The following is a 13,189-nucleotide window of genomic DNA, read 5'->3' as shown; positions in this document are numbered from 1 at the left end:
CGTCCGTCACCGCACGTCGAGCCCGATCGGCAGCGCGAGCACGACCGGCTGGCCCTCGCGCAGCAGGCGCGCCCAGCGCAGCGCGCCCGCCGCCGGGCCGAGCTCGGCGTGCATCAGCGCCGCGGCCGCGTCCTCCGCGGGATCGCCGCCCTGCATCGTGTGCATCAGCGTCTCGATCATCGTGCGCCGCGCCGGCCACTCGACGATCTGGGTGTCCTCCGGGAGGCTCGCCCGCTCGCGCGCCATCGCGACCGCGGTGCCGAGCCCGCCGAGCCGATCGACCAGGCCGCGCTCGAGGCCCTGACGGCCGCTCCAGATGCGGCCCTCCGCCGACGCGAGGACGCGCTCCGCCGGCATCTCGCGGCCCTCCGAGACGCGCTGCACGAAGCGCTGGTACGTGCCCTCCATCATCCGCCGCAGCACCGCGCGCTCCTCGTCGGTGAACGGCGCCGAGGGCGACGACCAGCCCGCGTGCGCGCCGCGCGTGATCGTCTCGGCGTGGATCCCGAGGCGCGACATCAGCGCGGACGCGTCGACCTTGCCGCCGACCACGCCGATCGAGCCGACGATGCTGCCGGGGTGCGCGACGATGTCGTGGCCCGCCGACGCGATGTAGTAGCCGCCGCTCGCCGCCATGTCGCCGACCGAGACGATCACCGGCTTGCGCCCCGCGATGCGCCGCACCGCGTGCCACATGCGATCACTCGCGAGCGCCGACCCGCCGGGCGAGTCGATGCGCAGCACGACCGCCTTCACGTCCTCGTCCTCCGCGAGCTCGCGCATGCGGCGCACGAAGGGCCCCGACTGACCGGTGCCGGTGCCGCTCTCCTCGGCGTCGGTGATCTCGCCGTCGAGGTACGCGAGCACGATGTGCGGGCCGACCGGCTCGCCCTCCGGGGGCTCGCCCGACGTGAGCGCGCCGATGAGGTCGCCGATCGTGACGTCCTCCTGCTCCGGCGTGAGGCGGACGCGGACGTTGCGCGTCGCGCCGCCCGCCTCGCGGGCGCGGGTGCGCGCCTCGTCGTCGTACTCGATCGCGTCGACGAGGTGCGCCTCGAGCGCGCCCGCGCTGTCGTACGGGCCGCCGTCGAGCACCTGCTGCGCGTGCGCGGCGTCCATGCCGCGGCCGGTCACCATCGCCTGCACGAGGCCGGCCTGGAGATCGTCGAGCAGCGTGCCGAGCGACTCGCGCATCTCGGGCGACATGTCCTGGCGCGTGAAGGGCTCGGCCGCGCCCTTGAACGTGCCGACCTGGAGCAGGTCCGCGCTCACGCCGATCGAGTCGAGCAGCGAGCGCGCGTAGAAGACCTGCGCGGCGACGCCGACCGTGTCGAGCATGCCCGCGGGCGTGACGGTGATCCGGTCGCACGCCGACGCGGCGAGCAGGTAGCCCGCGTTGTCGATCGTCTCGAAGTGACAGTGGACGGGCTTGCCCGCGTCGCGCACCGCTTGGAGCGACTCGCGGACGTCGTCGATGCGGCCCCACGCGCCGCCCATCGGGCCGAGGCGCAGGAAGAGCGACACGACGTGCTCGTCGGTGCGCGCGTCGTCGATGCGCTGCACGACGTCGCGCAGGGCGGGCTGCGGCGGCTCGAAGAACGTGGGCTGCGCCGACTCGGAGGGCGGCGCGAGCAGGACGATCTCGCGGAGCTCGCGGCGCGCGGGGTTCGCGTCGGTCTCGGTGTCGACGGCGGCGGGATCGCCGCCGCAGGCGGCGAGGACGAAGAGAGCGGTGAGCGGGGTGGGCGCGCGACGCATGCGAACGCGATGGTAGGGCCAGCGCGTCCCGAGCGCTCGCGGGCCCGATCGATCGACGAGGTGGCACCGGACGCTCGGCGGGACGCGTCCTGGGATTCGCAGGGCGGCCCCCGCCGCGTGTCCGGTGCGTTCCTGGGACTCGCAGGGCGGCCTCCGCCGCGTGTCCGGTGCGTTCCTGGAATTCGCAGGGCGGCCCCCGCCGCGTGTCCGGTGCGTTCCGGGGATTCGCAGGGCGGCCTCCGCCGCGCGTCCGGGGGCCCCGCGAGAACGTGTCGGAGGCGCCGGCGGCGTGTCCGGGGCCGCGCGGAGAATGTGTGGGAGCCCTCGGCCGCGTGTCCGGTGCCGCCCTGGCGATGGCGTGCCCGGTCTCGCCGTCGTTTCAGGGCTCGGAGTCGATCGCGGGGACGTCGCTCGGCGGCGGCGCGGTGCTGCCCCGCGGTCCCGGGAGCTCGTCGGGCGCGGTGGTCGGCGTCGTGTCCGGCGCCGGCTCGCTCGGCTCGGGCGTCGGCTGCGGCGTCGGCGTGGGCTCGGGAGCGCTGCTGGCGCCGAGCTCGGTGCGCAGTCGGTCCGCCTGGCGGCGCGCGATCGACGCGCGGCTGCCGTTCGGCGCGCGCTCGAGGTAGCGCTCGTACGCCGAGAGCGCTTGCTCGCGCTGGTTGAGCCGCCGGTGCGCGTCGCCCACGCCGATCAGCGCGTCGGCGTACCCGCGATCCGCCGCGGTCTCGAGCTGCGTCAGCGCGCCGCGGACGTTGCCCTCGGCGAGCATCACGAAGCCGAGCCCCGCGCTCGCCTCGGGCCCGGCGCGCTCGCGGAGCGCCTGCTCGTAGAGCGCGCGGGCGCGCCGCGTGTCGCCGTTCTCGAGGCGCTGCTCGGCCTCGCGCACCAGCGCGTCGTAGCCGCGCGGCATCGCGGGCTCGGCCGGCGTCGTGGGCGGGGACGCGACCGTCGGGGTCGGCGGCGGGGTGCTGGTCGTGGTCGTCGGCGGCGGAGGCGTCGGCGTGGGAGGCGGCGCCACCGCGACGGGCGTGCCGGCGTCGGCGCTCGCCACCACGGGCGCGGCGGGCGGACGTCCTGCGTCGATCGCGGCGCGCATCGCGGTGGCGATCGGGTGCTCGGGGACGCGATCGAGCACGGCTTGCAGCTGGAGCTGCGCCGCGCTCACGTCGCCCGCCGCGAGGTGGGCCCGCGCGAGCAGCAGGCGCGCGCGCACGAGCCCCGGGTCCTCCGCGATCGCGCGCTCGGCGAGCGGACGCGCCGCCGCGATCGCGCCCGCCTGATCGGCGACCAGCAGCGCCTCGACGCGCAGGCCCTCGGCCGACGGCGCGCTGCGCAGCGTGCGCGCACGATCGAGCCGCGAGCGCGAGAGCGTCGGGTCTCCGGCGAGCCGCAGCGCGTCGCTCAGGGCGATCTCGGCGTCGGCGTCGCCCGCGCCGTGTCGCGCGGCCGCCTCGGCGTGCTCGCGCGCATCCTCGGCGTGCTCGCGCGCGTCGCGCCTCAGCGTCGCGGCCTCGCCGCGCAGCGTCGCGTCGGCCTCGGCGCGCGCCTCGAGATCGATCGCGTCGAACGTGTGCTGCTGCGCGATCAGCGCGTGGGCGCGCGACAGACCGGTGAGCGCGCGCGCGTCGTGCTCGCGGAACGCGAGCGCCTTCGTGTAGTGCGCGATCGCGTCGTCGTACGCGTCCTCGTGATCGAGCCGGAGCGCCTCGTCGCCCGCGGCCACGAACGGCGCGGCGCGATCGGCCTCCTCGCCGCCGCCGAGCAGCGCCGCGATCCCGTCCCATCCCGCCGCCACGCCGCCGCCGATCGCGAGCAGCACGACCAGCGCGACCCAGAGCCCGCTGCGGCTGCGCGCGCGGGGGCGTGCCGGCTGATCGTCGTCCTCGTCGACGTGGAGCGGGCGGAACGACGGGCGCTTCTCGCCCGAGGGCGTCGGCGTCGCCGTGCGGGGCGCCGGCGTGGACGGGCTCGCCGGCGCGTGCGGCGGAGGCGGCAGGGGCGCCGGCGTCGTCGCGCCGAGCGTGGGCGCGGGCGGGCGTGACGTCGGGGGCGCGGCGCGCGGCGGGGCGGGCGGTCGCGCCGAGGGCGCGCGCGCGCCGCCGGGCGTGGTCGCGTGGGCGTCGGACACCGGGCGCGGCGCGGACGCAGAGCCGCTCCGAGGCGCCTGCGAGGGCGTCGGTGCGCCGGCGGGCGGGGGCACCGCCATCTCGAGGGTGCGCCCCTTGATCTCGTCGACCGCGGGCAGCGGCTGCGACGACGGCCGCGGCGGCGGCGCGCTCGCGCCGCCCATGCCCAGCATCGTCGACTTGCCGGCGCCCTGGCCGCGGCCCGCGGGGGGCGCGCTCGGTGCCGGGCCCGCCATCTCCATCGTCGGCGCGTACGCCCGGCGATCGTCGCCGCGCCCCGTGGGCTGGCGGCCGGTCGGCTCGCGGCCGGTCGGCTCGCGCCCGGTCGGCTCGCGGCCGGTCGGCTCGCGGCCCGCAGGCTCGCGGCCCGCAGGCTCGCGCCGCGTCGCGCTCGCGCCGGTCGGCTCGCGGCGCTGGGTGCCCGTCGCGTCGCGACGCTCGCCGCGGCCGGCGTGCGCCGCCGCGAAGAACGTCTGGAGCTCGGCGATGTCGCCGAGGCGCTTCCAGCCCTCGCCGCTGCGCGAGATCTCGTCGTCCGGCGTGAGCTGACCGAGCGTGATCCGGCGCTGCAGCTCCTTCAGCGACGCGATGCTCTCGCTCGGCCCGCCGCCGGCGCGGCGAATGGTCCACACGCGCGCGTCGCCGGGCGCGCTCGACGCTGCCGCGGCGCCCGGGCGGAACACCTTGAAGAGGTGCCCGCAGTTCGTGCACTTGACCGTGGTCCCGCGCGCCGCGACGAGCGTCTCGTCGAACTCGTACTCGGTCCCGCAGCGCTCGCAGGTGACGTCCATCGAAGCGTGTTCCGGTGGGTGACGCGCGAGGGTACCCGCCGCGTCCGAGCGTGTCGAACGTCGCGTGATCACTCCACGAGCGAGGCCGCGAGCGCGCGCGCGCCGTGCAGCCCGACGCGCGGCTCGACGACGATCGAGATGCGGATCGTCTCGAGCACCGGGCGCATCCGTCCCTTCGCGAGGAACGACGAGAGGAACGCGCCGCCGCGGATCGCGCCGAGCAGCTTGGGCGCGATCCCGCCCGCGACGAAGAGCCCGCCCGTCGGGAGCGTCTTGAGCGCGAGATTGCCGGCCTCGGCGCCATAGAGCGACACGAACATCGCCACCGCGTGCGCGCATGCGGGGTCGCTGCCGGAGGCACCGAGCTCGCCGATCACCGCGCCGGGGTCTTCGTCGACCAGACGCGCGAGCGTCGACGGATGGCACGTCGCGAGGCCGCTCTCGACGACGTACGCGTGGATCGCCGCGAGGCCCATGCCGGAGACGACGCGCTCGTACGAGACGTGATCGGGATGGCGGCGGCGCAGGAAGCGCAGGAGCCCGTCCTCCACCTCGTCGCGCGGCGCGAAGTCGGTGTGCCCGCCCTCGCTCGGCAGCACGCGCACTCCCGCGGGCGTGCGCACCACGGTGGCCTCGCCGAGGCCGGTCCCGGCGCCGAGCAGCGCGATCGGGCCCATCGGGTCGATGACGCCCTCCTGGATCACCGCGACGTGCTCGGGGCCGAGCTCGAGGAGCCCGCGCGCCGTCGCCTCGAAGTCGTTGATCACCGCGACGCGCTGCGCGCCCAGCGCGACGGCGAGCGAGGGCCCGTCGACGAGCCAGGGCAGGTTGGTGGTGTAGACACGGTGGTCCTTCACCGGCCCCGCGACCCCGAAGGCGGCCGCGGAGATCGGCGCGCCGCCGACGGTCTGGAGGAACGCTCGCGCCGGGGCCTCGAGCCCGGCGTGGTCCGCGCTGGGGAAGGTGGTCGTCGCGACCTCGATCCAGCCCCGCTCGTGCCGCTCGCAGAGCGAGAGAGCGGTCTTGGTGCCGCCCACGTCCCCGGCGAGCACCCGCGTTCCGATCGTCACCATCGCGCCTATCTATCGGCCGCGACGCCGTTCTTTCAAGCGCGCGCCGCTCACACGAGCGCGTCGATCGCGGCGCGGGCCTCCGCGCAGCCGGGATCGATCTGCAGCACGCGCAGGTACGCCCCGTGCGCCTCGGCAGTGCGGCCCGCGCTCGCGAGCACGCGCGCGTGGAGCAGGTGCGTCACGTGGAGCTCGGGCGAGAGATCGCGCGCCTGCGCGAGCTCGGCGAGCGCGGCGTCGTTCGAGCGGCGGTCCTCCGGCGCGAGGCAGTGCCGCGCCCAGCCGACGTACGCGAGGAACTCGCCCTGGTCCGGACAGATCTCGTACGCCTTCGAGAACGCGCCGAGCGCCTCCGCGACCTTGCCGCGATCGAGCGCGCGGTTGCCGCGCCGGAAGTGGCGCTCGGCCTCGAAGAGCTCGTCGACGCGCGCGTCGAGACCGGTCGGCGGCGCCGTCTCGTCGTCCTCGTCGGCGATGGGCGCGGGCTCGCGACGCTCGTCGTGCTCGGGCGTCGCGAGCATGCCCGAGGCGTCACCGCGCGCCATCCCGGGGCGGGCGTCGGGCACCACGCGCCCGCGCGCCGGCGAGGTCGCGTCGTCCCACGCTTCGCCCGCGCCTTCGCCGCCCGCATGCCGGGGCGGGAGCAGGACGCCGTGCGGCGGCTCGGTCGCCTCGTCGGCGATCTGCTCCATCGCGTCGTCGCCGGTGGCGTCCTCGGCGGAGAGCGGCGTCGGCACGCTGCGGCTCGAGGGCAGCCCGCGTGTCTCGCTCGAGCGCAGCGCGCGCCCGGGCGTCTCGGCGTAGTGCACCGCGCCGAGGCACTCCATCGCGTAGACGAGCTGCGCGACCGCGCCGGGGCGCGTGCCCATCGAGAGCACCTCGCGCAGCGTGAGCTTGCCGTCGACGCGCCCGAGCACCTGCCGCGCTTCGGGCACGAGGCGCACGCGCACGAAGCGCGCGAGCTGGACCGGATCGGGCACGAGGTACCGCGCGAGGTGCGGCGAGAGAAGCTCGAAGAGGCGCGTCGCGGGCATCGCCGCGCACACGCCCTCGTAGACGATCTCCGCGAGCCCGAGCTCGATGCCGACCGAGCCCGCGGGCGGCTCGAGCTTGGTCGAGAACCGATAGGTCCCGCGCATCCAGCCGAACACGTCGAAGAGCTTGTCGCGCGCCTGATCGGCGAGCGCCTCGCCGAGCTCGAGCGGCGCGAGCGCGCCCATGTCGATCAGGATCTCGCCCTGGAGGCCGTGCCCGAGGCGCATGCGGCGGATCGACTCCTCGAGCGTCGCCGCGCCGATGCGGCGGCGGCGCAGGAGGATCTGACCGAGGCACTCGTCGAGCAGGTTCGAGCGCACGTGGGTCGGCACCCCGGCGCGGAAGTAGACGACCTTCGTGGGTGGATCGCCCGTCGTCGTCTCGCGCCGCAGCCCCTCGGCGACGCACACGAGCGCGCCGCTCGCGCGCTGATCGGCGAGGCGCCGCAGGAGCGCGGCGAAGCTCGCCTCCTCGAAGGTGCCCATGATGCGCTGCGAGCCTTCTTCGCTCGCGCGCGCGTCGGCGCCGACGTGACGGCCTTCTTCGAGCGCGGCGGCATCGGCGAACACCTCGCGAGCACCGGCGTGCGCGGCATCCGCCTCGGGCGGGATCTCGCGAGCGGGCGTGATCTCCGGGGTGCGCATCGCGGGCGGCGGCGTCGTGAGGCGGCCCGACGTGGGACGACGCAGCACGCCGGAGCCGCCGTCCTCGAGGTCGTGGTGCGCCTCGCGCGTCGGCGCGCGCGACGCGTTCGCCATCACGGTCTCGACCACGGGCCACGCCGCGGCCGCGTCGTCGCCGGCGGGCGGCTCGTCGGTGTCGCCCGCGTCCTCGCGCTTCGCGTCGGTGATCGTCGGGCGCTGCGCGAACGCGTCGGTCGGGAGCAGCAGGCGCTCGAGCTGTCCGCCGATCTCGTCGGCGCTCGCGACGCGCGTGCTCTCGCCGGGCGGGCGGGCGAGCACGTCGACGAGGCGCTCGATCGCGTCGTCGTCGAGCGGTCCGAGCAGCGTCGCGGTCGCGCCCACGCGCCGACCGAGCTCGTAGAGCGTCGCGCTCTCGGGGTTGCGCTCCCCGAGCAGCACCACGTGCGCGTCGCGGCCGCCGGGCGCCCAGCGGATCGACTCGATCGTCGCCACGCCGTCGCGCCCCGGCAGGAAGAAGTCGACGACGACCACGTCGGCCGGCTCCTGCACGAAGCGGTCGATCGCGCGCTCGCCGTCCGCGAGCATGACGGGCGCGTGGCCCGCGACCGCGACCGCTCTCGCGATGCGCGCCGCGATCGCGGCGTCGGGATGCACGACGAACACGGAGAGCGGGATCACGCGCTCGCCTCCGCAGACCACGGCGAGGGCGCCGGCACCGGCGCGATGACGCGCTCGAACACGGCGCGGATCTCCTCGACGGTGCGCTGGTACGACGAGGTCAGCACGCGCGCGGGATCGTGCCCGTCGCGCTCTCGGATGCCGAGCCGTCGCGCGAGCTGCTCCGCGGTGCGCGATCCCGGTCGCAGGACGGGCTCGCGCGTCTCGTCGAGGAGCTTCAGCGTCTGCTCGATCGCGCGCAGGAACGCGAAGCCCTCGATCAGCGCGTCCGCGTCGGCGCGCGAGATGCGCCCCGCGCTCGCGAGCGCGGCGACGAGGCCCGGCGTGGTGGGGACCGCCTCGGGCTCCGTCCGGAGTCGCTGCTCCATCTGAAGCCATTGGGCGAGGAACTCGACGTCCACCAGACCCCCGAAGCCGAGCTTGGGATGGTATCGATCGCGGCTCTCGCCAGCAAGCTCGGTCTGGATGCGCGCGCGCATCTCCGCGAGCGCTTCGGGCGGCGGAGGCGGCTCGCCGCCGACCGTGATCGCGGCGATGCGCGCGCGGACGGCCTCGCAGAGCGCGGGCTCGCCCGCGATCGGGCGCGCGCGGAGCAGCGCCTGTCGCTCCCACGGCGCCGCGTTCTCGTGGTGGTAGCGATCGAACGACGCGAGCGAGACGACGAGCGTGCCTTGCGCGCCGCTGGGGCGGAGGCGGGTGTCGGTCGCGTAGCCGGGGCCCTCGCCGTCGGGCTGCGAGAGCACGCGGACGGTGCGCTGCGCGATGCGCGAGAAGAGCTCGGCGTGGCCGATCGAGCGCGCGCCTTCGGTGTCGCCGTCCTCGTCGTAGAGGAAGATCAGATCGAGGTCGCCGCCGAAGCCGAGCTCGCGCGCGCCGAGCTTCCCCATCGCGACCACGACGAGCGATGCGCGCTCGCCGTTCGCGCCGATCGCCGGCGGTCCGAAGCGCGCGATCGACTCGCGCGTCGCGAGCGCGACCGCGGCGCGGATCTGTCGCTCCGCGGTGAGCGTCAGCACGCGCATGCAGTCGTCGAGCGCGAGCTCGCCGGCCGCGAGCGCGAGCCCCGCGCGCAGCGTCGCGCCGCGCTTGGCGCGCCGCATCGCCGCGACCACGGCCTCCGCGTCGACCTCGTCGTCGCGCGCGATCAGCGCGTCGACCTCGGCGTGCAGCGCGTCGACCTCGCGCGCGTCGACGACACCCGGCGCGAGGAGGAGATCGAGCTCCTCCGGGTGCCCGATGAGCCCGCTCGAGAGCGTGACCGACGTGCCGAAGAGCGCGACGAGGCGCCGGAGCAGCAGCGGATCTTCGAAGAGCCTCCGCTCGTGCGACAGCCCGCGCAGGCGCGCGAAGAACTCCGCGAGGTGGCGCAGGCTCGCCATCGGATCGGCGACGCTCGAGACCTCCTCGAGCAGGCGCGGGCCGAGCTCGGGATCGGTCTCGCGCATCACCGGGCCGAGCGGTGCGTCGGCGCGCCGGGCGAGGCGACAGAGGTGCTCCGCGGCCTCGTGGGGATCGCCCACCGGGAGCAGCGGCGCGACGAGCTCCGCGACGGTGTCGACGTCGGCCCCCGACGCGATGCGATCACAGAGCGCCTCGAGCTGCTCCTCGCGCGCCGTGCGCTCGCGCCGGCCGCTCGTGCCCTCGGGCATCAGCGAGTCGAAGAGCTCGGCGATGCGCGCGCGATCCTCGCGCATCACGCGCTCGAGCGCGTGATCGTCGTCGTAGCCCAGCGAGCGTGCGAAGCGCGCGCGCTCGGCGCCTTCGGGCGGCAGCTGGTGCGTCTGGTAGCCCGACCACGCGTGGATGCGGTGCTCGATGCGGCGCAGCCGCGCCCATGCCGCCGCGAGCGCGCGCGCCTCGCGCTCGCGCACCAACCCGGCGGCCTCGAGCCGCGTGAGCGCCTGGATCGTGCCCGGCACCTGGAGCTGCGGGTTCCGCCCGCCCCACACGAGCTGCAGCGTCTGCACGAAGAACTCGGCCTCGCGGATGCCGCCGCGCCCGAGCTTCACGTCGCGCGCCTCGTCGACCGCGAGCTCGCGACGCGAGCGCTCGAGCATCTGCGCCATCTCGCGCGCGATCCCGGGATCGACGGTGCGACGGAACACGAACGGACGCAGCGCATCGAGCAGTCGGCGCCCCAGCGCGCGATCCCCCGCGATCGGCCGCGCGCGCAGCAGCGCCGCGCGCTCCCAGGTCCGCCCCCAGCTCTCGTAGTAGCGCTCCGCGCTCGCGAGCGAGTTCACCAGCGGGCCGCGCGTGCCCTCGGGGCGCAGCCGCAGATCGACGCGGAAGCAGAACCCGTCCTCGGTCACGTCGGAGATCGCGGCGACGCAGCGCGCCGTCGTGCGCGCGTGGTGCTCGTGCACCGAGATCGCGTCGCCCGGCACCTCGCCGTCGTCGGTCTCGTAGAAGAAGCAGAGATCGACGTCGCTGCCGAGGTTGAGCTCCCAGCCGCCGAGCTTGCCCATGCCGAGGCACGTGAGGCCGATCGGCGCGCCACCTTCGCCGACCGGCACGCCGAAGCGCTTCTCGACGGTGCGCTTCGCCGCCTCGAGCGCGCTGTCGCACGCGGCCGCCGCGAGGGCCGCCATCTCCGCGCTCGTCGAGTCGATGTCCGCGAGCCGCAGGATCTCCTGCAGCGCGATGCGCACGATGTGACGGTGCCGCAGCCGGCGCATCGCGCGCCGCAGCTCGGGCCCGTCCTCCATGCCCTGCGTCGCCGCGCCGAACTGCCGGATCAGCGCGGCGACGCGCGCGCGCCGCGCGAGCCCGATCCGCAGCACGTCGCCGGGCAGCGTCGGATCGCCGAGCGCGAGCGGCAGGAGCGCGGGCGCGTGCTCGCCGAGCACCCCGACCAGCGCGCGCGCGCCCTCGTGCGACGCGTCTCCTCCCGCCGCGGCGAACGCGTCGATCGCCGCGCGCGCGGCGGGCGTGTCGATCTCACGAGCGAGCGGGAGCATGGGCACGCGCGCAGCGTACCGCGCGCGCCGTGGGCGCGGCGGCGCGAATCACGTGGGCGCAGCGTCGCCGAGGCCCCCTCGCATCGGGGGCGCCGCGAGCCGGCGCTGCTCGGGGATCCACGCGTCGAGGTACCAGGGGGTGTTGATCACGACGATCTGCGGTCCGCCGCGCAGCAGGAGCGCCGTCTTGAGCAGCGACGCGATCGGTGTGTGGAGCAGCCACTGGTACCAGCGCGGCTCGACGAGCTGCGGCACCACGACTGCGATCTCGCGATCCGGGTGCCGCGACGAGACGTGCCGCACGAAGCGCACGAGCGTGCGCAGCAGCTCGCGATAGCGCGAGTGGATCACGACGAGCCGCGGTGCCGGCACGCCGAGCCGGTCCGCCGGCTCGACGACGAGGTGACGCCATCGCGACGTGAGGTCGTCGGCGTCGCGATCGCCGGTGAGCACCTGCACGGCCATCACCTCGGGCGAGAAACCGATCGCGAAGCGCAGCGCCTTCACGGTGACCGCATCCCAGCGCAGCATCGGCACGACGACGATCGGAGGCTCGCTCTTGCGGAAGTCGAGCGTCACGTCGCGCGCTGCGGTCGCGTGCGCGACGAAGTCGTAGTGCGCGCGCACGCGCTTGAAGAGCAGGATCGATCCCGCGACGAGCACCACGCTGATCCACGCGCCGTCCTCGAGCTTCGAGATCGCGATCACGATCAGCGTCGTGGCCGTCGCGACCGCGCCGAGCGCGTTGACCGCGAGGTGCCTCCACCACGAAGGACCGCGCACCCGCCACCAGTGCGCGACCATCGCCGCTTGCGACGTCGTGAACGCGAGGAACGCGCCGATCGCGAAGAGCGGGATCAAGTGATCGGTGATCCCCTCGAAGACCACGAGCAGCACGGCGGACGTCGTCGCGAGCGCGAGGATGCCGAACGAGTACGCGAGCCGCCGCCCGCGATGCACGAACATCTCCGGCAGGAAACGATCGACCGCGATGATGCGGCACAGGCGCGGGAAGTCCGCGAAGCTCGTGTTCGCCGAGAGACACAGCACCGCGACCACGCTCCCGATCGCGACGTAGTAGAAGGGCCCGCGCCCCACGACCGCGGCGACCATCTGCGAGAGCACGCTCTCGTACTGTGCGGTGCCGGGCGGGGTCGCCGTGATCCCGTACGCGCGCGAGAGGAACGCGACGCCGAGCAGGAGCACGACGAGGATCCCGACGATCAGCGTGAGCGTGCGCCGGGCGCCCACCCACGCGGGCGGGTGGAAGATCGGCACGCCGTTGCTCACCGCTTCGACGCCGGTCATCGCGGTGCAGCCGCTCGAGAACGCGTGCACCAGGAGCCAGAGCGACACGAGCGACGTCGTCGCGTGCGGAGTGGCGAGGTGCGGCGGATCGACCGGCACGGGAGCGCCACCCGATGCGACCGTGCGCGCCACGCCGATCGCGATCACCGCGAAGAGCGATGCCACGAACACGTACGTCGGGATCGCGAACGCCGCGCCCGACGCGCGCACGCCGCGCAGGTTCACGATCGTGAGGAGCGCGACGACGCCCAGGCAGAGCTCGACCGTGTACGACAGCAGCGTCGGGACCGCCGAGACCAAGGCGCCGATGCCGGCCGACACCGCGACCGCGACGTTGAGCACGTAGTCGATCGCGAGCGCCGCCGCGGCGAGCAGCGACGCGTTCGTCCCCATGTTCTCCTTCGCGACGCTGTACGCGCCCCCGCCGCTCGGATAGGCCGCGATCGTCTGGCGATACGAGACGTAGAGGATCCCGAGCAGCCCGACGATCAGCAGCGTGATCCACGGCACGTACTGCGTCGCGAGCGTGCCCAGCCCGATCAGCACCGTGAGCAGCGCCTCGGGGCCGTACGACGCGGACGCGAGCGCGTCGAGCCCGAGGATCGGCACGCCGGCGATCGGACCGACGCGCTCACCCTCGTCTTCTTCGGTGGCGAGCCGTCGTCCGAACAGCAGGTGCACGAGCGACATGCGCCACGTGCTCAGCAACGGACATACCGTGCGCGACTGCGCCCGTGCGCGGCCCTTCGCACCAGCGTGCGCGACGTGGATCGCGGCCGCGCGGCGCCGCCCGTCCCACGCGCGCAGCCCGCGCGAGGCGCG

General features: G+C 75.3%; 6 protein-coding genes. All 6 read right to left on the bottom strand.

Going from position 1 to position 13,189, the window contains the following annotated elements:
- Positions 1–6 precede the first annotated feature (6 nt).
- The 6 genes from sppA to DB32_RS23375 all read right to left on the bottom strand — a co-directional run bounded on the left by sppA (position 7) and on the right by DB32_RS23375 (position 13,057).
- On the bottom strand, positions 7–1,758 hold the full coding sequence (sppA, locus tag DB32_RS23400) for a signal peptide peptidase SppA (protein ID WP_053234860.1): 1,752 nt from the start codon (positions 1,756–1,758) through the stop codon (positions 7–9).
- A gap of 379 nt (positions 1,759–2,137) precedes the next feature.
- Complete coding sequence (locus DB32_RS23395) at positions 2,138–4,672, bottom strand: tetratricopeptide repeat protein (protein WP_053234859.1); 2,535 nt, start codon at positions 4,670–4,672, stop codon at positions 2,138–2,140.
- Between the two features lie 68 nt (positions 4,673–4,740).
- Entirely contained in the window at positions 4,741–5,742 is a 1,002-nt protein-coding gene (glk, locus tag DB32_RS23390) for a glucokinase (protein ID WP_169791530.1), read from the bottom strand.
- Between the two features lie 50 nt (positions 5,743–5,792).
- The gene (locus DB32_RS23385; protein ID WP_169791529.1) at positions 5,793–8,099 is read right to left on the bottom strand and encodes a DUF4388 domain-containing protein; all 2,307 of its coding nucleotides are present in this window, start codon (positions 8,097–8,099) and stop codon (positions 5,793–5,795) included.
- Positions 8,096–11,059, bottom strand: a complete 2,964-nt coding sequence (glnE, locus tag DB32_RS23380; RefSeq protein ID WP_053234856.1) for a bifunctional [glutamate--ammonia ligase]-adenylyl-L-tyrosine phosphorylase/[glutamate--ammonia-ligase] adenylyltransferase — start codon at positions 11,057–11,059, stop codon at positions 8,096–8,098. The genes DB32_RS23385 and glnE overlap by 4 nt, the downstream gene beginning before the upstream one ends.
- 48 nt (positions 11,060–11,107) lie before the next feature.
- Positions 11,108–13,057, bottom strand: a complete 1,950-nt coding sequence (locus DB32_RS23375) for an APC family permease (RefSeq protein ID WP_053238926.1) — start codon at positions 13,055–13,057, stop codon at positions 11,108–11,110.
- Positions 13,058–13,189 lie beyond the last annotated feature (132 nt).

Source organism: Sandaracinus amylolyticus (assembly GCF_000737325.1).
Lineage (GTDB): Bacteria > Myxococcota_A > Polyangia > Polyangiales > Sandaracinaceae > Sandaracinus > Sandaracinus amylolyticus.
Note: the sequence above shows the minus strand (reverse complement) of the source record. Positions and strands in the feature narration are given on the sequence as shown.